This is a genomic window from Oscillatoria sp. FACHB-1407 (assembly GCF_014697545.1).
Taxonomy (GTDB): domain Bacteria; phylum Cyanobacteriota; class Cyanobacteriia; order Elainellales; family Elainellaceae; genus FACHB-1407.
Genome location: NZ_JACJSA010000012.1, coordinates 13,906 through 39,812 on the forward strand (window position 1 = coordinate 13,906; position 25,907 = coordinate 39,812).

At 48.9% G+C, this 25,907-nt stretch carries 22 protein-coding genes and 2 pseudogenes; 10 read left to right on the top strand and 14 right to left on the bottom strand.

Features of this window, described 5'->3' with window-relative positions; all coding sequences use genetic code 11:
• Positions 1 to 37: 37 nt before the first annotated feature.
• From H6G89_RS19440 to H6G89_RS19480, 9 genes and pseudogenes are all read right to left on the bottom strand, one after another.
• Positions 38 to 1,279 carry a hypothetical protein gene (locus tag H6G89_RS19440; RefSeq protein WP_190509470.1) on the bottom strand — a complete coding sequence of 414 codons (1,242 nt, stop codon included), beginning with the start codon at positions 1,277 to 1,279 and terminating at the stop codon, positions 38 to 40.
• Between the two features lie 1,404 nt (positions 1,280 to 2,683).
• Positions 2,684 to 3,652 (bottom strand): DUF1517 domain-containing protein, encoded by a 969-nt coding sequence (locus tag H6G89_RS19445; protein WP_190509473.1) that lies wholly within the window; start codon positions 3,650 to 3,652, stop codon positions 2,684 to 2,686.
• Between the two features lie 273 nt (positions 3,653 to 3,925).
• Complete coding sequence (gene thiS, locus H6G89_RS19450) at positions 3,926 to 4,156, bottom strand: sulfur carrier protein ThiS (RefSeq protein WP_190509476.1); 231 nt, start codon at positions 4,154 to 4,156, stop codon at positions 3,926 to 3,928.
• Positions 4,149 to 5,213 carry a thiamine phosphate synthase gene (locus H6G89_RS19455; RefSeq protein WP_190509478.1) on the bottom strand — a complete coding sequence of 355 codons (1,065 nt, stop codon included), beginning with the start codon at positions 5,211 to 5,213 and terminating at the stop codon, positions 4,149 to 4,151. Before H6G89_RS19455 ends, thiS begins: the two co-directional genes overlap by 8 nt.
• 173 nt (positions 5,214 to 5,386) lie before the next feature.
• Positions 5,387 to 5,647 (bottom strand): annotated as a pseudogene (locus H6G89_RS19460) (Uma2 family endonuclease); the annotation flags it as partial.
• 169 nt (positions 5,648 to 5,816) lie between these two features.
• Positions 5,817 to 6,422: a hypothetical protein gene (locus H6G89_RS19465; protein WP_190509480.1), complete on the bottom strand. Its 606-nt coding sequence runs from the start codon at positions 6,420 to 6,422 to the stop codon at positions 5,817 to 5,819.
• 80 nt (positions 6,423 to 6,502) lie between these two features.
• Positions 6,503 to 7,207, bottom strand: coding sequence for an aspartate/glutamate racemase family protein (locus H6G89_RS19470; RefSeq protein WP_190509482.1), 705 nt, complete (start codon positions 7,205 to 7,207; stop codon positions 6,503 to 6,505).
• Between the two features lie 170 nt (positions 7,208 to 7,377).
• Positions 7,378 to 7,923, bottom strand: a complete 546-nt coding sequence (locus H6G89_RS19475) for an FHA domain-containing protein (RefSeq protein WP_190509484.1) — start codon at positions 7,921 to 7,923, stop codon at positions 7,378 to 7,380.
• Between the two features lie 173 nt (positions 7,924 to 8,096).
• Positions 8,097 to 8,240, bottom strand: a complete 144-nt coding sequence (locus tag H6G89_RS19480; protein ID WP_190509486.1) for a hypothetical protein — start codon at positions 8,238 to 8,240, stop codon at positions 8,097 to 8,099.
• A gap of 543 nt (positions 8,241 to 8,783) precedes the next feature.
• Here H6G89_RS19480 and H6G89_RS19485 point away from each other — a divergent pair.
• The 5 genes from H6G89_RS19485 (at position 8,784) to sds (ending at position 16,221) form a co-directional block, all read left to right on the top strand.
• Positions 8,784 to 9,596: a carbon-nitrogen hydrolase family protein gene (locus H6G89_RS19485; RefSeq protein ID WP_190509488.1), complete on the top strand. Its 813-nt coding sequence runs from the start codon at positions 8,784 to 8,786 to the stop codon at positions 9,594 to 9,596.
• 139 nt (positions 9,597 to 9,735) lie between these two features.
• Positions 9,736 to 11,190, top strand: a complete 1,455-nt coding sequence (locus H6G89_RS19490; RefSeq protein WP_339384503.1) for a cation:proton antiporter — start codon at positions 9,736 to 9,738, stop codon at positions 11,188 to 11,190.
• A gap of 274 nt (positions 11,191 to 11,464) precedes the next feature.
• Complete coding sequence (locus H6G89_RS19495) at positions 11,465 to 13,255, top strand: N-acetylmuramoyl-L-alanine amidase (RefSeq protein WP_309230030.1); 1,791 nt, start codon at positions 11,465 to 11,467, stop codon at positions 13,253 to 13,255.
• Between the two features lie 16 nt (positions 13,256 to 13,271).
• Positions 13,272 to 14,210, top strand: coding sequence for a glutamate racemase (gene murI, locus H6G89_RS19500; RefSeq protein ID WP_190509490.1), 939 nt, complete (start codon positions 13,272 to 13,274; stop codon positions 14,208 to 14,210).
• A gap of 1,039 nt (positions 14,211 to 15,249) precedes the next feature.
• Positions 15,250 to 16,221 (top strand): solanesyl diphosphate synthase, encoded by a 972-nt coding sequence (sds, locus tag H6G89_RS19505; protein WP_190509492.1) that lies wholly within the window; start codon positions 15,250 to 15,252, stop codon positions 16,219 to 16,221.
• A 73-nt stretch (positions 16,222 to 16,294) separates the two neighbouring features.
• Here sds and H6G89_RS19510 read toward each other — a convergent pair whose 3' ends face one another.
• A complete protein-coding gene (locus H6G89_RS19510) occupies positions 16,295 to 17,716 on the bottom strand; it encodes an NADP-dependent isocitrate dehydrogenase (RefSeq protein WP_190509494.1) in 1,422 nt (473 codons plus the stop codon).
• Between the two features lie 408 nt (positions 17,717 to 18,124).
• Here H6G89_RS19510 and H6G89_RS19515 point away from each other — a divergent pair, with 408 nt between their 5' ends.
• The 4 genes from H6G89_RS19515 (at position 18,125) to H6G89_RS19530 (ending at position 20,593) form a co-directional block, all read left to right on the top strand.
• The gene (locus tag H6G89_RS19515; RefSeq protein ID WP_190509496.1) at positions 18,125 to 18,799 is read left to right on the top strand and encodes a response regulator transcription factor; all 675 of its coding nucleotides are present in this window, start codon (positions 18,125 to 18,127) and stop codon (positions 18,797 to 18,799) included.
• A gap of 15 nt (positions 18,800 to 18,814) precedes the next feature.
• The gene (locus H6G89_RS19520) at positions 18,815 to 19,312 is read left to right on the top strand and encodes an adenylyltransferase/cytidyltransferase family protein (RefSeq protein WP_190509498.1); all 498 of its coding nucleotides are present in this window, start codon (positions 18,815 to 18,817) and stop codon (positions 19,310 to 19,312) included.
• Between the two features lie 345 nt (positions 19,313 to 19,657).
• Positions 19,658 to 19,801: a hypothetical protein gene (locus H6G89_RS19525; protein ID WP_190509500.1), complete on the top strand. Its 144-nt coding sequence runs from the start codon at positions 19,658 to 19,660 to the stop codon at positions 19,799 to 19,801.
• A gap of 81 nt (positions 19,802 to 19,882) precedes the next feature.
• The gene (locus H6G89_RS19530; protein WP_190509502.1) at positions 19,883 to 20,593 is read left to right on the top strand and encodes a GUN4 domain-containing protein; all 711 of its coding nucleotides are present in this window, start codon (positions 19,883 to 19,885) and stop codon (positions 20,591 to 20,593) included.
• On the opposite strand, the pseudogene recR reads toward H6G89_RS19530, so the two are convergent.
• The 4 genes and pseudogenes from recR to H6G89_RS35135 all read right to left on the bottom strand — a co-directional run.
• A pseudogene (gene recR, locus H6G89_RS19535) lies at positions 20,590 to 21,183 on the bottom strand (recombination mediator RecR); the annotation flags it as partial. The gene H6G89_RS19530 and the pseudogene recR sit on opposite strands and share 4 nt — an antisense overlap.
• A gap of 136 nt (positions 21,184 to 21,319) precedes the next feature.
• Positions 21,320 to 22,402, bottom strand: a complete 1,083-nt coding sequence (gene psbA / locus H6G89_RS19540; protein WP_190509504.1) for a photosystem II q(b) protein — start codon at positions 22,400 to 22,402, stop codon at positions 21,320 to 21,322.
• 369 nt (positions 22,403 to 22,771) lie between these two features.
• Positions 22,772 to 23,122 (bottom strand): histidine triad nucleotide-binding protein, encoded by a 351-nt coding sequence (locus H6G89_RS19545; RefSeq protein ID WP_190509507.1) that lies wholly within the window; start codon positions 23,120 to 23,122, stop codon positions 22,772 to 22,774.
• A 259-nt stretch (positions 23,123 to 23,381) separates the two neighbouring features.
• Positions 23,382 to 23,756, bottom strand: coding sequence for a ribosomal maturation YjgA family protein (locus tag H6G89_RS35135; RefSeq protein ID WP_190509509.1), 375 nt, complete (start codon positions 23,754 to 23,756; stop codon positions 23,382 to 23,384).
• A 127-nt stretch (positions 23,757 to 23,883) separates the two neighbouring features.
• Between H6G89_RS35135 and H6G89_RS19555 the strand changes: the two genes are divergently transcribed.
• A complete protein-coding gene (locus H6G89_RS19555) occupies positions 23,884 to 25,410 on the top strand; it encodes a YifB family Mg chelatase-like AAA ATPase (protein ID WP_190509511.1) in 1,527 nt (508 codons plus the stop codon).
• Positions 25,411 to 25,907: the final 497 nt, after the last annotated feature.

Here is a 25,907-nt window from a genome sequence, read left to right on the forward strand (position 1 = left end):
TAATCATTTTATAATGCCGCTCATATTGCTTTGAAGCTTAGTCTTCATTAGAGCTAAAAGATCTTATACTGCTCACTCTTTTACCAAAAGCTGTAAATTCTCTAATTAATTCAAGGGTTAAAAATCCACTCACCCCGGCAATGAAGAAGATCACTTGTTCAGCACCTCGTGATAAATTATTGCTTGAGGATTCACTCTTTACTTCTACAAAAACAAGTGAAAAGCAAGCAAGCAAAGGTGCAATACAACCAGTAAGCAGAATTATTTTGTAAATTCTACGAAGATGGTTGTCTTGTCTTTGCATCTGAATATATTCTTGTTTCCTATTCTGTTCTTCCCTAAACTTGAGGAGTTCCGTTTTTTCTTTGCTGTTTCTAATAAGTGTTTGTAATAATAAAATTTCCCTGTCTCTGTTGGCAGAAATAGTCTGTACAAGACTATTTACCTCACGCTCTTTTCCCGGAAGAAGTTTTCGAATAAGGGATACTTCTTCTTCTCGACTGCGATATATTTCTCTACTTAAAGCACTGATTTGCTCATTCTCATCAGAATCATGCTTCTCTTGTTTCGCTGTCAACTCTTGAGATTGAAATTCCTTATTCTGCTTACCATCAGCAAATCCTATAAGGCGAGAAGGTGTATCAGAAGGTATACCTTTTGATCGTATAACGGGTAAGGGTCTCGTATTCCTAGAGAGGGGGCTTAAATTTGTACCCCTTTGTCCAATTGAATACTCAAGAGAACTCGAATTATCTTGAGTAGGCTGTTTGGAAGAATCTTCAAAGTCTACATCGTCAGACTTCTTGGATAATTGAGAATCATCAAGCTTTTTAGATGATTCAAATTTTTCTTGCTCTATTTCGTTCCCAAATTCAGCTTTAAGAAAATTTTCCCAGAATTCTCCTTGTTCCCAGAATTCTCCTTGAATAGTATTTAGACTGTTATCAAGATCATCTTTTGAAGCACCAATCTCCCCTGTTTCTGTGTTGGAGGGAGCTAAATCTTCTAATGAACTTAATGAGTTAAATGCTTTACTAATTTCAGGATCTGAATCTATAAACTTACTTAATTCAATTAATAAAGATTTTGAGGTACTATTTGAAAGTTGCACCGAACTTTTCATTTCTTTAAAGAATGAAGGAGATTTTGTTTCTATGAGACCTACTAGCTCCCAAACTTTCTTATAGATTTCGTTAGAGTAGAGTTCTACGTTAATATCAGGACGCAGAAAAGTAAGGATTAAGTTTAGCCTATCCAATTTTGATAAAGAATCTGGCATAGTTGAATTAAATATTCAGACTGTAGTAAGTTTGAACTATTAGGTATGTTTGTAGATACCAGACTAGTTAACATTTTTCCTTCGCATTTAACTAAGTATATTACTCTAAATGAGACACAGGGGGTAGAACCTTAAGTTTTACTCCAAAAATATTTTTCCTCAACTAACGGACACATCCAACGGTTGGGGAAGCAGAGATTGAGGATTAATGGGTATTCCGGGAACGAGGGACCAAAACGTCTCTTAGCCCAAGCCGAAAGCACCATGAATAAGATTGACAGACCTGTCGTACATAGCAGCTTAATGTAATCAGAATTAAGACTATAGGTTTAGAAGATTTGGACTGTAGACTTCGTTTACAAGAAATTACCTTTGAGGTTGCTAAAGTGGTTCGGCATATCCGAAACGCTATCTACTCAGAAAGTATTGAAGTAATCGAACTTGTGTTTGACTCAGACCACCCTAGCAGTGGTCATCAATTATGGGTTAAGTCCTGATTTGGCAATTATTTCAGCCCCTAGCTGTTTCCCAGAACGAGCGCGGACATGCTTGTTCCTCAAGGTTTCTAGCTTTAATTGATAACGCGTCCTAGCAATGAGCTGCTTTAAGCAGGCTGACCTTAGAACCATAGCAAAGAACGATGGCACCACCTTTTCAAGTAATTGATGTCTGAGGAGTTTATACTTTTGCTCACCTTATGGTTTCGATTTTGAACTTCTGCTCACCTTATGATTGCAAAACTTAGAAAGCTATATAATGATGTGAACTAAAAAATGAGCAACTGGAGACCCCAGTTGCTCATCTTATGGTTACAAAATTGTTCAATTTATGGTTTCAGTCTCATTCTTCTCCAGAACTAGAGCATTCAATTGAGTGATATTCGGTTCAATGCTGATAGGCCTCTCGAATCCTGTAGAGAGCGTCTGTTTGCCTAAGAAAAGTGATAGAAACTCCACTGAATTACATTTCGTAGAGTTCTCAAATTTCTCTTTTGCCACTAATTAACGTGAATTCGGGATAGGAATTTCGGCAGTTAAAACCGCCGCTATCGGAGCAAAACCAACCTGCGTCGGTTCGTCAAATCCCGCATTTTCCGGAGTCCGCCGACGCGGACTTCGCTCTAGTACAGCAAAAAGTAAGTTTTGAAAGGGGTGAAGGGGTGGAACCCCTTCTTGGGAGCGAAACCCCCAAACCCCCTACATTGCAGAACTTTGTGTTCGCAACACTAGTAGCCGCGAATTCATTCGCCGGGCTCTTAAACCGAACTGACGTTAATTAAGAACTTGAACTTCTCACCAAAGCTATATTCCGTATGAGAAGAAGCTGGGGATCTGGGATATCACCTACAAAAATAACCCCCCTTCTACAAAGAAGAGAGGCAAACAAGAGATTCCAAGCGAGAGATTAGACGACCTTCAGATTGGGATATTCGCTAATCACATCGTCCGACGTGAGCACATCGCCTTCCGCTTGAGGACTCCACAACACCTCAACGGCTAACAACTGGTCACTAGGAATCGCACCAATTTGCGATAACGCCCGACGCACATCTTCGGTGCTATTTACCGCAGGCAGTTGTAACTTGCCCTGTGTGGCAACCAGGATTGTGGCAATGATGTATTCACCTGGAGCATCCGGAGTGGCTAACTCACCACCTGCCGCAGGCAATTCGCCACTCGTAGCCGCCTGTCTCAGTTGGTTGTTGACATTAGAAACGCTTTCACTGGTGAACTTGCTGCGTTCGGTTAACGCCAACCGATTAAACATGCCCTCTGCCGCAGGCAAGCTGGTTTGCTGAGAAGCAGACCCCGCATACACCCAATACTCAGGGTGACGCAGCAATGAGAGCGTCGTTTCCTGTAACACCTGGGTTAACCCTTCAGATGAACCCGTATTTGCAGTAGATGCCAAGCGGTTCAAGTCAGCCTGGAGCGATCGCGCCCCTGCCAATAAACCCACTTGTAGCTGGGCGATCGAGACGGTTTGGGTGCCGTAGCCGCTACCATAGCTGTCACTATACCCATCCACTTCACCCGTGCGACGGAAGCTTCTGACTAAAAAGCTGGCGATCGAGATAAACAACAGAATTGAAAACAGACCTCCAAAACCGCCACCAATGCCAAACACTGGGACGATGAAGGGGAAGCCAAAGCCACCACCCGGATAGTAGCCACCTCCGGGAGGAGTGTAGGTACGGCTGGGTGGAGCATAGGTGCGGCTGGGTGCTCTAAAGTTGCCACCACCAATTCGACCACCACTGCGTCCTGCCGCCAGGGCACCGCCCGCTTGACCCAAGACAAGCGTTACTACGAGGGCAAAGACCAGGAACGGCTTCACCAGGGGCTTAATAAATGCAAACAGTTTTTTGTACATAAGGATTGAGCCTATTCAAACTAACTCAGGGCGAATTGCGATGATGCCGACTGCAATTGGTTTGGCTCGTGACCGCAAATCCGAGTGATATAAGCAGATTCGGTTAACTAAACGTTACACATTGATTCATACCTCTAATTTACCGCCTTCCGAGGAGGATAGCGGGTGGGCTTAAGGCAGATTTTAGAGAGATAACCGTACAGAATAACGTTTTCGTGAAGCGACGCGATTAGTTTCGTGAAGCGACGCGATTAATCGCGTCTCTCCACGAAATCATCCACCACCCACGATGGTGACAATCTCCAGGCGATCGCCTTCCTTCACTTCCGTTGTGTCCCAAAATTGCCGATGCAGGATCTCACCGTTATATTCCACGGCAACCAGTCGCGGGTTCATGCCCAACTGCTCTAAAAGCTGCGGCAAGGACTTACCAGAGGAGCACTGACGGGTTTCACCGTTGACCTGGATCGTGATGTCGTTCACTGAATTCAATCCACTAGACATGATGGCGATCGCGTTGAGCGCGAGTAACTTGAGACAACAAGAATTGAGTGACGAGGGTGGGATCTTCGGCGTGCATAATGGCACGTACCACAGCAACGCGATCGGCACCCGACGCTACCACATCATTTATATTGTTGGCATCAATGCCGCCAATGGCAAACCAGGGAATCGGGGAGTGAGCGACCGCATGACGAATATAGTCATGTCCTGCCGCCGCTTTTCCGGCTTTGGTGGGCGTTTCGTAGACCGGGCCCACACCGATGTAGTCGGCTCTCTCTTGAATGGCGCGATGCATCTCATCCGGGTTCGTGGTCGAGCGACCGATAATGCGGTGAGAACCCAACACCTGACGGGCAAAGGCGATCGGCACATCCTGTTGCCCCAGATGCACGCCATCAGCATCGACAGCTAGTGCCAGATCGACGCGATCGTTCATGATGAAAAGGGCATCGTAGCGGTGGCAGATCTGTTTTAATTTCTCAGCGTTTTGTAGACGAACCGTATCGTCCGTCGATTTGTCGCGATATTGCACCAGGGTTAGCCCACCCCGGAGAGCCGCTTCTACGACAGAAAAGAGATTTTCTTGCGGAGACGTGACGAGATAGAGGGGCGATCGCGCCAGTTTGTGATGGCGTTGAGAACCAATCAAGTTACTTTCCAAGGTATAGACGCGGTAGCGCATCTGCTTACAAGCCGTTCCCATTTCCGGGGAATAGAGCTTGCCGTATTCTTCTAGAACCCGCAAAGCTTCTTGCACGCGACAGAAATTGGCTTGCAACACCTGTTGCAGGTTGGCGCGTTGTTCCTCGTTGGGGTGGCTCAACTCTGTCCCTGGATCACCGGGCGTATCTCGTGCCGCCCGAATCTCAGCCTTATGCCAGTGGGCTAACTCCTGTCGCAGGTGTTTGCACTCTGCTGTAAAATCAGCATGATTTAAGCCAAACCGACACCACTCTTCAATAATTCGCAGCCCTTCACGAGCACGGTCTAAGTTTGCATCCAAAATTCGATAGACGGCGTGTTCAATTGGATTGTTATGGCTATTTAGTTCGCCCATTCGTCTTCCTCGCAATATCTCCTCACTGCACCTTAAAGGCTATCTGGCATCAGTGCCTCATTGCCGCAATTTTTCTAGCAACCCCTCTCGCAGTTGCCGATCTGCCTCAAGCTGTTGTGCTGACTGTCTTGCTTGTTCTTCAGCTTAAAGCGTAACCAATAACAGGTGCCTGTTAGCACAACAAAAAAGTCAGATCCGCGAAAGTCCCGGTTCATGCTCTGGTTTTCGCTGTAGTAGACAAACATATTGCCGCCTACAAAGAAATCGGTGCGATCGCTAAAGACTTGTTGCACAGAACGAATCAAAACGTTCATGGCAATGCGGTGACGGTTGGTTGCCAACGGTTCTCCGTCGTCAAAAATCAAGTCAGTCGGGGGTGGCGGTGGAGTCCACTCCGGAGCAATCAGGGCTTGAGGTTGTTGAGTAGCATCTATTGACACGGTTGAGTCCCCAACGTTCACTCTCTCCTAGCATATAGCACCTGACAGAAGGGCGTAGTGCGATCGCAGGTTGATCAACAGTGCCTAACCAACAGCTTAAAGCTCATCGGGATTGGGGGTTAACGTCAGCAACGTTGAGGAATTTAGAGAGCTAGATCTGAAATCAATGGCTACTTGTTGTAATCACTTGAGCCTCTGGCTCCAAAATGCAGATACAATAACCCTTCTCAACACGAGTCACAATGGTTTCATCGCCACGTTGAGTGATCTTGCCGACTAGCTCAATCAACCGTTGCACGTCAGATTCCACTCGAAAAATACTGTAATAGTGATTATCAATTGCGATCGCCTGCAAAGGTTGGTCTAAATCGGGCACACAAATATCCACCTGCTGATATTGCTGCCGCGACACCAGAATGCGACACGTTGCAGGGGCAGGTAAGGAAACGGTTGACCCCTGACGGGTGAGATCCTTGAGAGATTGAGCATCCGGTTCCCATATCCAAATGCCGTAGACCTTGCTGGCTTTTGTAATGGCGATCTGGTCACCCCGATAGCTGAGCTTGACAATGATGCCTAGCAACTTACGGCAATCTGGAACTGCCTTGAAAAAACTATAGAAGCGATCGCCAATTTGAATAGCAGCAATGGGGCGGTCCAGATCAGGCACTTGAACTCGCCCCGATGAATATTGGTCACGAGACATCAGAATCAGGCAGGGAGCCGGACCTGCACGGTGAGCCGATAGGGGCTGAACCTGCAATTGCATCACTCGGACAATTAAGAGAGTATCACTTTATATTTTCAGCTAAAACACGAAGAATCAGCAATTTTATAGAAGAGAGAAAATTACATTCGCGATTTCGGTTCTGGGTAACGATACGTGAGCCACTTACTCGTTTGTAGTTTCATGCCTACCAGCATCTCAGCAAATCTCACTCCGGCAGCGACCGCATCAATACAAGGCACTCCTAAACGCTGAGTCAATTGTCGATCTAATCCACCCATCCCCGCACAGCCCAGAATAATGGCTTCCGCGCCATCGAGTGTTAGAGCCAGATGTCCCATTTTGGCTAATCCTTCGACGATCGCCTCTGGGTCTGACTCACAATCCAACACAGGTAGATCCACACAGCGAATCGAAGCACAGCGATCGCTCAAGCCTGTCTTCTTAACGATTGCCTCAACCATATGGTGACTGCGCTGTAACGTGGTTACCACCGACCATCGAGGGGCGATCGCATTTGCCGCATACATAGAGGCTTCGGCAATCCCAACCACAGGCTTCAGCGTCACCTCTCGCACCGCATCCACCCCCGGATCACCCCAGCACGCCAATACAAAGCCGTCAAACTCTGCTTCGTCCTTTTCCACCTCCGCCAGCACATGGGGAATTGCCAGATATTCGTCGTAATAGCTCTCGATCGATTCCGGACCGTGGGCAGGGCAGGTTGCTACTATTTCGGTGCCCGGTGCAGCGTGAGTAGCGGCAATGCGCCCAATCGAACTGGTCATTGCAGCACTAGTATTCGGATTGATGACCTTTAATCGCATAACGCTTAACTCGCAAAAGAAGGCAATCCCAAATTTACAGAATCAAGGCGATCGCAGCAGTCATCAACGATTCACTACGCCGTTATCTCTCCCTATCCTTTTGCTCCTGCCACTCTTGCAAACGATGCGTTACGCCGCGCTAACAGCACATTAGGCGATCGCTTTCAATGTTATGAATAGGTCGGCTCATAGGTAACAGGTTTGCGGAGTTTGCGGGTCGTCAAGAAAAATTCAATCTTCAATTCTCCCAGTTGCAGCAAATCCCCATCTTGAAGGGTGCGGCGTTCCCGGTGAATAAGGCGACGACGATTGACAAATGTTCCATTGCTACTGCCCACATCTGCAATATACACACCATCGATGGGATGATAGCCCACTACAGCATGGCAACGCGATACAGAACTATCGGGAATAGTGATGGCACAGGTCGCATCCCTTCCAATCAACCAGGTCGAATTACTTTCTACTAAACAATTTTTCTGGTCAGAATTGAGATTGGTCACTAAAAATGTGGTTTGGGCTGTCACCACAATTTGAATATAGGATGCAGTCAATTGACAGCGTTGAGGGCAGTCTAAAATACGTTGAGCAACAGCAATGACTTCATCTCGGTTGTAGTTACAATCTGCCAATAAAGCATCTGTTAAGGTTGGGTTTCGCTCTAAAAAACTCAGAGGATTGTGACCAGAAACACTGGAAGTTGTGAAGTTGAACATAACAATGGATTCACGCTGTGCGATGACAATGGTTTACAAATCGCCAGACCTTTAAACCCTGATTTAAAAATCGATCGCTATCTGAAAAAAGATATGTCAATGAAGCGTCACTCAACTAGAAACCCTAGTTTGAAAAGCACGTTAAAACTACCCTAATATCGGGCAAATTACCCTTAAGTTGTAGGCAATGTTTCAGCAGCGACTAATGTATTGAGATGCATCGAAGCGGTCTGAACTGGCAGATTGCACACATCTGATTTAGCACCTTCAGCCGCACTGATAGAACAGTTGAGGAAGATTAAATAGGATAGCTTCATGGTTGTGCAACCCTCACATCAGACAAGTTCATCAAAACTTTATAAAACGTCTTAAAAATGTGAGTTCTTTAAAGTTTTATTGAACCGACTTGTCCGTGATGATACCAATTTTCTACGAGAACTAAATTTTTACCCCTTTATGACGCAGCTATACATCAAGTGAATGAAATGTTGATAGCAACAAACCGTAGGCCGATCTGGGAAACACAATAGCTTCTTCTCTTTTACAAGGTCAGGTGAATCGCAAAAACTAAATGCTGTTTTGAGTTATCAACCTTTGCCAGAAAAGCGAAAATCATTTTTTCAATGGTTACCCATTCAGCTTGAAATAGATCGTTGTTCACCAAAACTTCAACAGATAATCCGGGTTTATTTATTTTCTGATGAAAATAAATTTATATTCCAGACTAGAATTCTAGGAGCTGTAATACAAATTCATTCAGAACCTGTCCTCCTTTTGGGGGAAAATCTAAGATTAAATGATGACAAGCACCCGTTTACGGGTATTTTCACAACCGATCCTCGTTTCACCACGCTACGTCTATGAAGTCTTATCTGGCTGCTGCGGTGCAGATGAATAGTCTGCCTGATTTAGAAAAAAATTTGGCACAAGCTGAAGATCTAATTGATCTGGCTGTACGCCAGGGGGCAGAGTTAATTGGGTTGCCAGAAAACTTCTCGTTTTTAGGAGACGAAGTCGCCAAGATGAAACAGGCAGAGGCGATCGCCCAAGCCAGTGAAAAGTTTTTGCGGACAATGGCGCAACGTTACCAGGTGACGCTGTTGGGGGGCGGTTTCCCAGTGCCTACGGATGGGGGCAAAGTCAACAACACTGCCTTGTTAGTGGGTCCCAATGGGGAGAATCTGGCTCGCTACGAAAAAGTTCACCTGTTTGATGTCAACCTGCCCGATGGCAACACCTATCAGGAATCGCAAACTGTCCTGGCAGGCATCCAACTCCCTCCCGTGCATCCCTCTAAAGAGTTGGGGCACATCGGCTTGTCAGTTTGCTACGATGTCCGCTTCCCAGAACTCTACCGCCATCTCTCTCAAATGGGAGCGGAAGTTCTCTTTGTCCCCGCTGCATTTACGGCATATACCGGAAAAGACCACTGGCAGGTGCTGCTTCAGGCACGAGCGATCGAAAATACCTGCTATGTCGTCGCTCCAGCACAGACGGGACGACACAACTCGCTGCGACAGTCTCATGGTCATGCGGTCATTATTGACCCGTGGGGTGTGGTGCTGGCAGACGCAGGTGACAAACCCGGAGTGGCGATCGCCTCGATTGAGCCATCTCGACTAGAACAGGTGCGGCGACAAATGCCCTCCCTCAAACACCGAGTTTTTGTCTAGCTCTGGCAAATTCTTGCGAATTGGTCCTGGGCGATCGCTGCATCTTGAAAAGAACCATGTACAGTAGACAGCAATGAGTTTTGTTAAGCACATGGTTGATCCAATGGCTTGGATAAGCAACATCAGCCCAAATTGCTGGATGGTTCCCTCGTTCCGAGTTCCATCCTTGCTCGCGGCTGCCCCTGAAGCCGAAAGCGGACCACTCGTATTAGCGGCAGTCTTGCTGAGTTTGGTTGTGATCTATTTTGCGGCTAAGTTAGGAGGCGAGATTTGTGCTCGCATCAATCTGCCATCGGTGTTGGGGGAATTAATCGGAGGAGTCATCGTCGGAGTCTCAGCTCTGCATCTCATCGTCTTCCCAGAAGGCTCTGGCACCCCTGATTCAGCCATCCTCTCCTTTTTGCAGATGACCACTGGGTTAGAACCCGAATCTGCCTTTGGTGTGTTTCAAGCAGAAAGCGAAGTCATTTCCGTTCTGGCAGAATTGGGTGTCATTATTCTGTTATTCGAGATCGGTCTGGAATCTGATCTAAAAGAGTTAATTCGAGTGGGACCACAAGCCGCCGTGGTCGCTGTGGTGGGGGTAGCCGTCCCGTTTGCAGCGGGAACTGCCGGATTGATTGCCCTCTTTGGCGTGCCAACCATTCCTGCTGTGTTTGCAGGTGCGGCTCTAACTGCAACCAGCATTGGTATTACAGCTAAGGTGCTGGCTGAGTTACAACGCCTGAGCTCACGAGAGGGTCAGATCATCATTGGCGCAGCCGTATTGGATGATGTGCTCGGCATTATTGTCCTGGCTGTGGTTGCCAGTCTGGCAAAGACAGGGGAAATTGAGATTTCTCAGGTTGTCTATTTAATAGTCGGTGCCGCCGTCTTTTTGATTGGGTCGATTTTTTTGGGACGTTTCCTCAGTCCTTACTTTGTCGCCCTGGTCAACCGGATGAATACTCGTGGGCAACTGCTGTTATCGTCCCTCATCTTTACCTTTGTGCTGGCTTACATCGGGGCAGCCATCCAACTAGAGGCCATTTTGGGTGCGTTCGCAGCGGGGTTAGTGCTGGCAGAAACTGAAAAACGGCATGAACTAGAGGAACAGGTTATTCCAGTAGCAGACATCCTGGTTCCCATCTTCTTCGTGACAGTGGGAGCCCGAACCGATGTGAGTGTCCTGAATCCCCTTGACCCTGCCAACCGAGAAGGGTTGATTATCGCGACGTTTTTGATCGTCGTGGCAATCATCGGAAAGGTGGTCACCGGGTTAGCGGTGTTTGGTCAACCGGGCATTAACCGACTGGCGATCGGCGTAGGCATGATTCCACGAGGTGAGGTCGGTCTGGTGTTTGTGGGGGTCGGCTCAGCTACGGGTGTGCTGTCACAGTCGCTGGAGGCTGCCATTATTGTCATGGTGATTTTAACCACGTTTTTGGCTCCGGCGTTGCTGCGGGTGGTATTTCAAGCTGCCCCAACTGAGGGGAGTGTGACAGATCCAGCGATCGCCGTTTTAGATGGTTCTGATAATCCTCCATTAGTCACCTCTAGCCCACAGACCTCTGCCTCCGAGGTCGAATCGATTCAGGAGTCTCAATCCGGTTAAAGCCATCAAACGAGGTGCTAAACTGGCAACGCTTCCCCATTGAAACTCCCTGATTACAAACTGCATTGCACGTATTTACGTTAAAGATTCTTGCCGTTATAGCGGTTGCAGAGAATTTAGGACATTGAAATCAAACGGGTGTGGGGTGTTACCCCAGTTTGGAACTCTTCTCCTGCACCCCGTCCTAGTTAATCTAGCTGTTGCTAAAACAAGAAGAATTGTGCAGTGAGGATTCACCTGTGTGATTCATAGCCGGTTTTTGTAGAGGTTTACAGTGAGATTTTATCGGTTCCTTCCCGGTTTGCTGGGTGCCGTCGGTGCCCTGCTTATCGCGGCTCCAGCAGACGCTGCCAGACTCCAGTTTTGGCGTTTTAATGCCAGTGAAAATCGCCTTGTTTTCACAACTGATGATGGAGTTCAGCCCAGAGCGCAATTGTTATCCAATCCGACGCGCTTGGTGATTGATCTACCGGGGACTACATTGGGGCGATCGCCCCTGAGTCAACCTGTGGGGGGTGCGATTCGAGAGGTGCGGGTGGCGCAGTTTGATGCTCAGACCACCCGAATTGTGATTGAACTCGTTCAGGGCTATACCCTCGACCCGCAACAGATTATGGTGCGGGGAGCCACACCCACTCAATGGATGGTGCAGTTGCCCGCGCCACAAGCCACTGACCCCAACGCACCGTCCATCACTCCACCTACAACCGCTTCCCCATCCCCCACGACACCGGCCATCTCTGGAGCGGCAACGCAACTCGAAGGAGCACGGGTGACTCCCGATGGGTTTTTTATTCGCACGCGCGGGGCACAGCCAGAGATTGACGTTCAACGCAGCCGCGATCGCCGCCAGATCACCTTTGACCTCGCCAACACAGCCCTCTCTCCCCAACTGCTGGAGCGAGAAATCACGGTGAACAACAACGGGGTAGAACGACTGCGAATCGAACAGGCTCAGACCTCCCCTCCCGTTGCCCGGATTACGTTGGAATTATCGGATGAAGACAGTGAATGGCAGGCTAACAGCAGCAGTTTGGGTGGCATCGTCATCATCCCCTCCGCTGGCAGTGTGGCAACTCGTCCTCCCAGCGATCGCCCCTCTCCTACTCCTGTCACACCCCCACCCCGACAACGCGCCACTGTTCAGGCGATCGAACTGGCTCCCGATGGCAATCAACTACTAATTCGAGCCAACCAGCCCATTACCTACACCACAGGCTGGGATCGGACAACACTTGCCTATCGCATTACCATTCCCTCCGCTGAGCTGGCAGAAAATATTCAGGGTCCGCAGTTGGGGCAGGGCAGCCCTCTGCTCAGTATCCGGTTGCGGCAAGAGGATGAGGATACAGTTGTCATTCTGTTGCAACCAGCCGCAGGTGTCCGCTTTGGGCAAATCAACCAACCCGGACGGCAACTCCTTGCCCTGCCGATACAACGACGTGGCGATCCCGTCCCCCCTACCATTGGACGACCAACGGTACCAACACCATCCGGACCTCTTCCCAGCGTTCGGAATGGTCGTATTGTTGTGGTGATTGATCCGGGTCATGGTGGTCCTGATCCAGGGGCAATCGGCATTGGGGGTTTGCGTGAAGTCGATATTGTCTTACCCATCAGCTTGCAGGTGGCTTCTCTACTGGAGCAACAGGGGGTGCAAGTGGTCTTGACGCGCCGCGAGGATCGTGACCTCGATCTGGCTCCCCGTGTCCAAATTGCCGAACGGGCAAATGCAGATCTGTTTGTCAGCATTCATGCTAACGCTATCAGCATGAGCCGACCCGATGTGAATGGGTTGGAAACATACTATTACTCTCCTCAGGGAGGAAGATTAGCCCAGGTAATCCACAATACACTGGTGCGTGAAACTGGGATGAACGATCGCGGGGTGCGTAGAGCACGATTTTATGTCATCCGCAATACTTCCATGCCAGCCGTCTTAATTGAAACTGGATTTGTCACGGGTGCCCAAGATGCTCGCCTTCTCAGAGATCCCAACTTCCGTAGCCAAATGGCTGTGGCGATCGCTCGCGGTATCCTGCAATATATTCAGCAAAACTTCTAAATAAAACTTTAGTTTGATGCCATTCCCCGTACCAAACTTCCCCAATCATTCACCTGAACTTACTGGACTATCCACCGACCCGCAACCCTATTTTTTTGCATCGTCTCCTGCTCTATCGCCCAATGACCCACATGCCCGCATTGCGGTTTTTGACAGTGGTGTTGGCGGTTTAACGGTGTTGCGAGAGGTCTATCGTCAGTTACCCCACGAATCGGTTTTATATGTTGCCGATACGGCTCACCTGCCCTACGGCACCCGTTCTCAATCTGAGATTATCCAGTTTACTCGTGAGATTTTGACATGGCTGCAACAGCAACACGTCAAGATGGTGCTCATGGCGTGCAACACCAGTTCCGCGCTGGCACTGGAAACGGTTCAGGCTGAGTTTGCGGTTCCAATTTTGGGAGTCATCTTGCCGGGGGCGCGAGCTGCTGTACAACAGGGAAGCCGAATTGGGGTGATTGCGACCCCGGCAACGGCCGCCAGTCATGCCTATCGTCGGGCGATCGCTGAAATCAACCCCAGTGCCCAGGTTTGGCAGATTGGCTGTCCAGAATTTGTCCCCCTAATTGAGCAAAATCGCCTGCAAGACCCCTATACCTTTAAAGTGGCGCAGGACTATCTCACGCCGCTCATCGATCAGCAAATCGATACTCTGGTATACGGGTGTACCCATTATCCCCACCTCTCCCCCGTGATCAAAACGCTCTTGCCGAGTCAGGTTACCCTGGTTGACCCTGCCGTGCATGTTGTTCACGCTGCTGCTCAAGAGCTAGATGTGCTGGGTTTGAGAAATACGCATCCGCCTCTACCCACCCGGTTCTGTGTCAGTGGGCAGATCGGGCAGTTTGTATCACTCGCGCATCAATGGTTAGGCTTTTCACCGCAAATAGAGCAGATCCAGGTGTTTGATGAGGCAGATACTCGCGTTTGTTCTGCGTCTGTAGACAGTTGACGCTTACAAATCAAGTTTCTGACTCAAATAGCCAGTAGGGGTTTGACATGTCAAACCCCTACCTAAAATTATTGAATTGGTATTAACGTCGCGTCGAGATAGCATCAGGAACGATCGCCCCTACGCTCGCGATCGCTGCACCAGCATCAGCAACACATAAATGACCAACAGATAACCCGCCGCCAAGATAGGAATAATGAATGGAATGCCGTTATAAGTCATAGCCTTACCCGTGAGGAGTGGAAATAGGAAATTACATAAGAGCAACAAAATATGTGGCGCAACATAGATCGTGCGCCAGTAGCATAGGCAGTGATGCCAAAGTGGGGACACTAACAGCCAACCCCGACTCAATCTCTCAGCAAGATTTGCCTAACTGAACCAGAGCCGACACCGAGCTAAACAAACCGAGCCTCATCAAAAGATGAAACCAGGGCGATCAAACCTCCACTCTGGAGGAAAGACTGCTCAACTCGGCAATCAGAAATCAGGAAAACAGAATCCAATTACTTGAACTCAATCCTGACCCATATCACCTGCATCGGAACAGAACAGTTACCGCAGATCTACCGTGACCAGATTTATGAAATTTTGAAATCCTTACTTATAAGACTAACACAGGATTTATGACTTATCCGTACTTTTTTGAAAAAAATTGAGTCCTTCTTTAAAACTTACAATTGCCAGTTTTTCTTAACTGGAGGGGATTCTAGCGATTGGTAGAGTTGTTCATTCGGGATATCAACCCTAAGATTTATTGACACTCAATATCGGCGTAAAAGTTGAGATGTTTCTCATTTTGAGACTCACTTAAACCGTACTTCAACTAGTAAAAATACCTACTCTGCAATAGTGGGCGATCGCGTCTTCCTTAATCGCTTCCTCAAGCGTTGTTTACAATACAAATTTCTAATGGTTCCAGCGATACTTGCGAGATTCTGTGAAACAGATAGGTTGAGCTTTCCCAGAAGTAGAGGGGTTGTCTTAGAATAAACACAAGATATGTAAAATTTCGTAAATAACTTACAAGCCTCTATCCATGACTTCAGCCACCTCCCTCTTTTCTACTGTTGAAGCCGACTTGTATCAGCTCACAGAAAATCTGAAGCAATTGGTCGGCGCGCGTCACCCAATTCTATACGCAGCAGCAGAGCACCTCTTTGGTGCAGGGGGAAAGCGGCTTAGACCAGCGATTGTGTTGCTCGTGTCTCGTGCTACGATGCCGACCCATGAGCCAACGCCAAAGCACCGTCGCCTGGCGGAGTTAACGGAAATGATTCATACAGCCAGCCTCGTACATGATGACATCATCGACGAATCGGAGTTGCGTCGAGGTGTGCCAACCGTTCACGCTAGCTTTGGTAACCGAGTGGCAGTATTGGCGGGAGATTTTTTGTTCGCGCAAGCATCCTGGTATCTGGCAAATCTCGACAATCTGGAGGTTGTGAAACTGTTGTCAGAGGTGATTAAGGACTATGCCGAAGGGGAAATTCAACAAGGCTTAAATCGGTTTGATACCAATCTCAGCATTGATGCTTATTTAGAAAAAACCTATTACAAAACGGCTTCCTTGATTGCCAATAGCTCTAAATCTGCTGGGCTGCTGAGTGGAGTGAGTGATGAACTGGCGTTAGATCTCTACAGCTACGGTCGTCATTTGGGTCTTGCCTTCCAAATTGTGGATGACATCCTTGACTTTACTGGGTCAAGCGATGCGTTGGGTAAGCCAGCAGGCTCTGACCTCAAAAGCGGCAATTTGACGGCTCCGGTACTCTACGCGCTAGAGGAGAAGCCTTATTTGGAGGTGTTAATCGATCGCGAGTTTGCTCAAGAGGGAGATCTAGACCAGGCGATCGCACTGGTGAGAGACAGTCAGGGCATCCAGCGATCGCGAGAATTAGCTGCACATCACGCCCAACTTGCGGTTGAGCACATCACTCGACTTGCTCCTTCCGACTCGCGCCAAACGCTGATTAACCTGACTGACTACGTTTTAAGCCGACTCTATTAGTAACAATTTCTCTGTTGGGGCGTTTTGCGATACGCCCCTGCAAAAAACATCTTGCTACGGTTGAGGTTACTTCTTAGAAGTGGCGAATGATCGCGTCTGCGAACTCTGAGCACTTCAGCGGTGGTTCAACGGGGGGTTCCATGAGGCGTGCCAGGTCATAAGTTACTTCCCGGTTTGAAATCGCGGCTCCAATCCCCTTCTTGATCAAGTCAGCGGCTTCCTGCCAGCCCATATACTCCAACATCATCACCCCTGAGAGGATAACCGAACCAGGGTTGATGCGGTCTAGACCAGCGTGTTTGGGGGCTGTGCCGTGTGTCGCCTCAAAGATGGCACAGGCATCACCAATATTGGCACCGGGACCCATGCCCAGACCACCAACGATCGCCGCTGCCGCATCTGACAAGTAATCACCGTTCAGGTTCATTGTCGCTAAAATCGAGTACTCATCCGGGCGCGTCTGAATTTGCTGGAAAATACTATCGGCAATGCGATCGTTCACCATAATCTTGGTTTTCCACTGCCCGTTGCCGTGGCTGTCCCAAATAGCATCCAGAACTGCTTGTACCTCATCACAGATCTTGGCTTTTTTCTCGGCAGTGAGCGCATCATAGCCAGGTTCGATCTGACGGGCATTGTCTTCTACCGATAAATCGGGATTTCGCTCCTTATTGCCCAAAATCCAGGATTCCCGCTCTGTAATGCACTCCGCCCGAAATTCGGTTGTGGCTAACTCATAGCCCCAATCGCGAAATGCCCCTTCGGTATATTTCATGATGTTGCCCTTGTGCACTAGCGTCACCATCTGTTTGTGCTTGGGCAGCCGCAGGGCGTGTTTGATGGCGCGTCGCACCAGTCGTTGAGAGCCTGTTTTGCTAATGGGTTTAACGCCGATGCCAGCATCAAGGGGAATTTTCTTTTTGCCGTGTTCTGGGGTCGCAGGAATCAACTCTTCATTGAGGATTTTGATGAGGCGATCGCCCACTTCGCTGCCCTGTTTCCATTCAATTCCCAGATAGATATCTTCAGTATTTTCTCGATAAACAATCACATCTAGCTTTTCGGGGGTTTTGTGAGGCGACGGTGTGCCGGGGTAGTACTTACAGGGGCGTACACAGGCGTAGAGGTCGTGAATCTGACGCAACGCCACGTTAAGGGAACGAATGCCGCCTCCAACAGGGGTTGTCAGGGGTCCTTTGATGGCAACTCCATATTCCTGAATTGCTGTCAGCGTGTCCTGCGGTAAATACTGATAAGTACCATAGAGATCACAGGCTTCGTCTCCGGCGTAGACCTTGAACCAGACGATGTGGCGTTGTCCGTTATAAGCTTTGGCGATCGCCGCATCAAACACCTTCTGGGCAGCGGGCCAAATGTCTACTCCTGTTCCATCTCCGCGAATAAAGGGAATGATTGGATCATTGGGAACAATAGGCTCACCATTCTCGAACGTAATACGTGATCCAACGGAGGGGGGAACAATTTTCTCGTACATATCCTTCGAACTCCTGCTTGCTAACTCTAGCTCAGTGGCATAATAGCTCTAATTTTGAAGCTCTTTTGAGCAAAGTGAGCAATCTTGTCAGTTTCGTGTGGTTACGGCAGATTTTTGTAGTGAAATCTACGATCTTTAAGATGTAGATGTAGACTGGTGATTGTTGCATTGATTTTTGTCAATAGACAACTGGCTTAACTTAAAAATGGTGCAACCTGAAATAAGCTGAGAGAAGCAGGAAACATAAGAGTATTCGCTCTCTTGGAGAAGAAAATCTCTCGAATTCTCGCCTGATCCTTTGACCTTAATGAGAATTGAGATAAAGGACACTTTAGAACAAGACTTTTTAAGATAAAGGATTTATGATTACCTTCAATTCCACGCCTGGACGGTTATGTGGGAGTTTGAATGAAGAAGATTTTAATCGTTGACGACGACATTACATTGAGAACAGCCATCATCCGCTATTTACAAAATCGCGGCTATGCCGTTCAGGATGCCAGCTCAGGAGTCGAAGGGCTGGCAATGTTTGAGCAAAATCCCCCTGATTTGGTTGTGTCCGATGTGATGATGCCAGAGATGGACGGATTTGAATTTTGTCGTCGCTTGCGGGCTACCCGCTCGGGTCAGTTGGTTCCCTTCATTTTTCTGTCTAGCCGCACTGAGGTTGACGACCGAGTCCAGGGGCACCAGATTGGAGCCGACGATTATCTGGTTAAGCCATTTGAGCCGAAAGAACTTGTGGCAAAAATTGAAGCCCAATTGGAGCGATCGCGCCGCATCCATTCTGAAATTATTCGGTTGATTCAACAATCGAACGGGATAGGGGGCGAAACCCCTACCAATTCGTCTCACCCTAGCCCTCTACCCCTGACCCCAGCCGAAGAGAAGGTGTTTTGGGAAGTGATTCAAGGCTATACCAACAAGCAAATTGGCGATCGCCTGTTTGTTAGTCCTCGCACAGTCCAGACTCACCTGAGTAACATCCTCAGCAAACTACAACTGGAAAACCGTTCCCAACTGATCCGATTTGCCTTTGAGCAGGGCTATCGTCCTCCAGTGGGGCATGGAGACGAGGAGTAAGGAACAGAACATGAGATGATTCCTGGTATCTACTCGCTTGCTGACCTGCAACAGGCAGTCGCCCATTCTCCTGACCAGTGGCGACCAATGGTACTGACAAACGGTTGCTTTGATCTGCTGCACGCAGGGCACGTGCGCTATTTGCGAGAGGCTAGGGCGTTGGGGCGATCGCTAGTAGTCGGTTTGAATAGCGATGCATCCGTCCAGAATATTAAACCCAATCCTCCAGGCAAGCCACCTCGCCCCATTGTGCCAGAGTTGCAGCGAGCGGAGGTGCTGGCAGCTCTCAAACCCGTGAATGCGGTGGTGATCTTTCCAGAGACAACGGCGATCGCCCTGATTCAAGCACTGCAACCAGAGATCTATGCCAAGGGAGGCGATTATCGGCTGGATACTCTGCCAGAAGCTCCTATTGTGCAAGCCTACGGCGGACAAATCAAACTCATTCAAGTCAAGATTCCCAGTTCCACAAGCGAAATTATCGATCGCATTCTCAATTCTGCTTATCCTTAAATTTGCCTGACTTCAGGTACAGCACTTCTGTAGAGGTTCGGCGTTACCCAACCCTTTCTGCCGAAACACTATAGCCGCAGCCACATGCGATGGGGCGGAGGCAGATCGGAAAGCTCCGCCAGAATCAGGGTTTGAGCCATTGCCGTTGCCTTAAGCTTTCTGACCAAAGCTAATAACCTGCCCGGAGACAGTTTGGATCGGTATGAGATTTTGGGAATGCTTATCCCTGAAAATGAATTGCTGGTGGGATTTAATTTATGATCCTAAGAACGATCAATTCATCCAATATGCACGATTAAGCTCGAAAACTCACACCATTCTGATCGGCAGTTCTGCACTCGGCGAATGAACTCGCGGCTACCGGAGCCAAGTCTGCCTTCGCGGATTCCTGAAAAGCAAGGGTTTGCCGAACCGACACAGGTCGATTTTGCTCCTATCGTTGCTGTTTCAACTGCCAAAATCCTGATCTCGAACTCAGGTAACGATTGACTGCTGACTACTCTCACCGTCGTTTCTTAAACACCAGTGGGTTCTGTGCTCACACGATGCCCGATTAACGCTCTCATTGTTATGACTGATTTACGCGATCGCCTCAAGCTTGAACCCCTCAAAACTCAACTATTGCTGATTCAAGAGCTAGCCGATTCAGGAGACTCTGGGCTAGATGTACTGATGGATTTTTTGCTGGATCAGCGATCAACCCCGGTCACTCCAGCACAAGGCAAAGCCTATCAGGTACTGTTTAATGCCGACCACCCGAAGACAAACGAGTTTCTGCAAACTCACTTCCCCCAAGGGTTAGTCGCCCTCACGTCAGAACGGGGAATTGACTACGCCCCCTTACAATCCCTCCTGGTGAAACAGGATTTACAAGCCGCTGATAAACTCACCCTCGAAAAAATGTGTGAGTTAGCAGGCGAGACGGCTCTACAGCGTCGCTGGCTCTATTTCACTGAGGTAGAGCGGTTTCCCATCACAGATTTACAAACCATCAACACACTCTGGTTGGTTTACTGCGATGGCAAATTTGGCTTTTCAGTACAACGGGAGTTGTGGATTGGCGTTGGCAAAAATTGGGATCAGCTCTGGGAGAAGATTGGTTGGCGCAAGGGCAACAGTTGGACTCGATATCCAAACGAGTTCACCTGGGATTTGAGTGCTCCCAGAGGTCATCTTCCCCTGTCTAATCAGTTACGAGGCGTCAGGGTGTTGGCTGCTCTGCTCAGTCACCCTGCGTGGATCACAAAGGCGATCGCCCCTGTTCAAGCGGGTCAGCCCTAATCCAACTCGCGCCGCCCCTCCAGTGCTCGCGCTAGAGTCACCTCATCGGCATACTCCAGATCACCCCCCATCGGCAACCCAAAGGCAATCCGGGTCACTTTGGTAAAGGGTTTCAGCAAATGCCCCACATACAACGTGGTTGTGTCTCCCTCCACACTGGGGCTAATCGCCATAATCACTTCCTTCACTTGGGGTTGGCTGACCCGTCGTACTAACGGCGAGATATGGAGTTGATCGGGACCAATCCCATCCATTGGCGAAATTAGCCCTCCCAAAACGTGGTACTTGCCCTGAAATTCACGGGTCTTCTCCAGGGCAATCACATCTTTAGAATCCGCCACTACACAAATCGTGCTCTCGTCGCGGTTGGAAGCACGACAAATCTCGCAAACTGGCTCCGCTGACAAATGAAAACACGTTGAGCAAAGCCCAACCTGCTGCTTTGCCTCCATTAACGCCTGAGCCAGTGCCTGCACTTCTGTTTCCGGTCGCTTGAGAATATGCAGTGCTAATCGTTGGGCACTTTTAGGACCAATGCCAGGTAATCGTTGAAATTGCTCAATTAATCGAGCCAGGGGACGTGTGTAAACCGTTGGAGTGCCTCCATCAAATGCTCAAAACTCGATCATAGCGGTTGCTGTAGTCACTGGTCAGACATTCAGCCCTAAAACACAAGAGGTGCCCTCCATTTGGAGAACACCTCTTGAAATAAACCAGGGCTAGAAATTAGCCGTTGATTTGAGGAGCGGTAAATGCAACTGGAGTTGCTTCACCCGATGCCAAATCGAGGGGGAAGTTGTGAGCGTTGCGCTCGTGCATTACTTCCATACCCAGGTTGGCGCGGTTCAACACGTCTGCCCAGGTGCTTACCACACGACCTTGAGAATCCAACACTGACTGGTTGAAGTTGAAACCATTCAGGTTGAACGCCATGGTGCTGATGCCCAAAGCAGTGAACCAGATACAAACCACAGGCCATGCACCCAAGAAGAAGTGCAAGCTGCGAGAGTTGTTAAAAGATGCATATTGGAAGATCAAACGACCGAAGTAGCCATGCGCTGCAACGATGTTGTAAGTCTCTTCCTCTTGACCAAACTTGTAACCATAGTTCTGGGATTCAGTTTCGGTTGTTTCACGAACCAAGGAAGAAGTCACCAGAGAACCGTGCATGGCGGAGAACAAAGAACCACCGAATACACCCGCTACACCCAACATGTGGAAGGGGTGCATCAGAATGTTGTGCTCAGCCTGGAACACGAACATGAAGTTGAAGGTTCCGGAGATACCCAAAGGCATCCCGTCAGAGAAAGAACCCTGACCGATGGGGTAGATCAGGAATACAGAAGTTGCAGCGGCCAGAGGAGCGGAGTAAGCAACACAGATCCAAGGGCGCATACCCAAGCGGTAGCTCAGTTCCCACTGACGACCCATGTAAGCAAAGATGCCGATGAGGAAGTGGAAGCATACCAACTGGTAAGGGCCACCGTTATAGAGCCACTCATCGAGGGATGCAGCTTCCCAAATGGGGTAGAGGTGCAAACCAATGGCGTTGGAGGAAGGAACAACAGCACCAGAAATGATGTTGTTGCCATAAAGCAAGGAGCCAGAAACAGGCTCACGGATGCCATCGATGTCTACAGGAGGTGCAGCAACGAAGGCAATGATGAAGCAAATCGTAGCGGCGAGTAAGGTAGGAATCATCAACACACCGAACCAACCAACATAAATCCGGTTGTCAGTGCTGGTGACCCAGTTACAAAACCGCTCCCATGCACTTGCGCTTTCGCGACGCTGGAGAGTAGTTGTCATAATTTAATGAGTGCTTGGATATAAATGAGCAAAATCAGCAGCTAAATAAACTGCTGTAATAACTAACGTTAAGCATTTCATTCAACGCTGTAAATCCCTCAGAAATTATTGTTACTCTTCTTAAAAAGGAACTTCAAACGATACCGTATATTCCAAGGAAAAACCTTTATTCTATGAGCTTTTCAAGCAATTTACTTAATTGAGTTTTATTTACATTGCTCAACAATTGTTTCGACTTTAAAACCCAAATTATTTGTAAATTTTTAGATACAAACAGGCTTTATCTTTACGTTACAAAATATTGCTTTACGAAGCGTTAAAAAAACTCCAACTTCCTGAAGAAGCTGGAGTTTTGTAGAGGGAGTGAGTTCAACCGGGAGGCCAACCCATTGGGCGACCACCCAGGATATGAATGTGAAGATGAAAGACGGTTTGCCCTCCTTCGGGGCCAGTGTTGATCACGGTTCGATAGCCGTTAACCAACCCAGCCTGTTCAGCGACTCGCTTAACAGTTAGTAACAAATGCCCCATCAACCGATGATCTTGAGATTCTGCGTCAGAGAGTTTAGCAATCGGCTGTTTAGGTACGACTAAGATATGAATCGGGGCTTGAGGATTGACATCCTTGAAGGCGATCGCCAACTCATCCTCGTAAACAATATCGGCTGGGATCTCCCGCTTAATGATCTTGGTAAAAATGCTGTCTTGTGTCTGGCTCATGGCACTGGTTGAATCACGCCAGCAGTATTGTATAGCGAAAGATAAAGGTCGATAGTTAGTGGTCAGGGGTCAGGGGTCAGGAGTCAGGAGTCAATGGTCAATGGTCAATGGTCAATGGTCAATGGTCAATGGTCAATGGCCAGGGGTCAGGGGTTAAGCGTCAGAAGAGTTTAGACCTCCGGTTTCTGGTGGAGCGTCCTTAAAGGGGTGTGGTTGACATCATTAGAAACCGGAGATCTGGAAGGAGCCTCATACGCGGTCAATGAGAATGCTTCTCCCGTGTGCGCTCAATCAACACAACGACGATCGCCCCGATCGCATATGCCACTACATCAAACCAATCAAAGGTCGTACCCAACGCAACTCTGGCAATGGGGTTATCTGCCAATCCCAACCGCTCCACAAATCGGAAGTATTGCGCGATCTCGATCGCCCAGGCAAAGATGAGCGTTCCGATCGCTAACCGCATGGTTGGCACTGGAAACAGCGATCGCATCCCATAGAAAATCAGCAGGATCACCAATACATCACCGACTAAAGGACGAATCAGGCGATCTTTGATGAAGAGGGCGATCGCCACCTCAAGCGCAAATAGAATCAGAAACCAGCAAAAGGCATGGGGATTGAACTTCACAAATTTAAAGTCCTTGCCATAACAGCGTGGGATTTAAGCATCATTTATAGCTACAAACACACTAATTTGTTTCCCATAGAGCAATTTCGGGCACGTTAGGGAAAGAAAAATTGGCTGAGGGTGCCTAATGCTTTCCAGAGTTTGGAGTGCGTCGCTCGTTGGAATTGACGCGATCAAAGTTGGGGTTGAGGTGGATGTCGCAGGCGGACTACCAGCGGTTGTCGTCGTGGGCTTGCCAGACACTGCCGTTCAGGAGTCCCGCGAACGAGTCAAAGCGGCACTCAAGAATGCGGGCTATGCCGTCCCGATGCGAAAGGTTGTGATTAACCTGACTCCAGCAGATCTGCGAAAAGAGGGACCCAGCTTTGATTTGCCCATCAGCATCGGCATTTTGGCAGCGACAGAACAGGTCAACTGTCAGAGTTTAGACGATTACTTGTTCTTGGGTGAAGTGTCGCTAGATGGGGCATTGCGTCCCGTAACTGGAGTCTTGGCGATCGCTGCGGCGGCTCATCGTATGGGAGTCAAAGGATTGGTCGTTCCCGCAGACAATGCCCGTGAGGCAGCAGTGGTTAAGGGGTTAGAGGTCTACGGCTTTCAGCATCTTTCCGAAGCAGCGGACTTTTTGAACTATCCAGACCACTACAAACCCTTGAAGGTAGATGGGTTACAAGAACTGGCGCGATCGCAATTTCGGGGGTTGGATCTCAAGGATGTTAAAGGTCAGGCACACGCTCGACGGGCATTGGAAATTGCTGCTGCTGGGGGGCATAACCTGATCTTTGTAGGACCTCCTGGCAGTGGTAAAACGATGCTGGCTCGACGGTTACCCTCAATCCTGCCACCGCTCAACTTTGAAGAAGCTCTGGAAGTCACCCAAATCCACTCAGTTGCCGGATTGTTAAGAGATAAGGGGTCATTAGTGGGCGATCGCCCCTTCCGCAGTCCCCACCACTCCGCATCGGGGCCATCCCTGGTGGGGGGAGGCAGTTTCCCGCGACCTGGGGAGATCTCGCTGGCACACCGGGGAATTCTCTTCCTTGACGAATTAACCGAGTTTAAGCGAGATGTGCTCGAATTCCTGCGACAACCCCTGGAAGATGGCTATGTCACCATTGCCCGGACTCGGCAATCTGTCATGTTTCCAGCCCAATTCACGCTAGTTGCCAGCACTAATCCCTGCCCCTGTGGCTACTTTGGCGACACAATTCAACCCTGCACCTGCAAGCCACGCAACCGGGAGCAATATTGGGCACGGTTATCGGGGCCTTTGATGGATCGGATCGATCTGCAAGTAGCGGTGAATCGGTTGAAGCCGGAAGAAATGACCCAACAAGCCACCGGGGAAGCCTCCAGTTCTGTGAGGGAACGAGTTCAGCAAGCTCGCGATCGCGCCCGTGCCCGATTTCAGCAAGAGACGCTGCGGTGTAACGCGGAGATGCAGAGCCGTCACCTGCGGCGGTGGTGCCAACTGAGTGATGCCACTCGTACCCTTCTAGAATCGGCGATTCGCAAGTTAGGACTGTCTGCCAGAGCCACCGATCGCATCCTCAAAGTTGCCCGCACGATCGCAGACTTAGCCGGAGAGGAACATCTACAAACTCACCATGTGGCAGAGGCAATTCAGTATCGCACGATCGATCGAATGCAATAGGAGTGGGGAGTGGGGAATGGGAAATGGGGTGTGGGGTGTAGGGTGTGGGGTGTGGGGTGTAGGGTGTGGGGAGTGGGGTGTAGGGAGTGAAGAATGGGGAGTGGGGAGTGGGGAGAGTTTTCAGTTACTCCTCTCAAAGCTGATTTATAGATGGTTGTTTTGATCCCTCTCAATCTCCCTTCAAAAGGCCTAGTGCAGCATCAAACCTTATTTTTAGGATTGTCAGTGTGAGCGTCTCGCTCACGGCGCGAGCAAGATGCTACCCTAACTTTTAATTGTGACGCGGCACTAGGGTCTTGTCCCAATCAGACGCTCCCGTACCTGAAACCGATGCGAAGCGCGCTTTTGGGTAAACTGAAACACCGCCTGCTAGAAGGTTTGGGGATTTTCCCCCAATGCCTGGTTTTCAAACTTGAATGACAAGGTAAGCAAGTAGAACTCACTTAACGAACAACCTTGGTTTTTAGAGGTATTCAGTGGCAGTAGATGATGTGTGT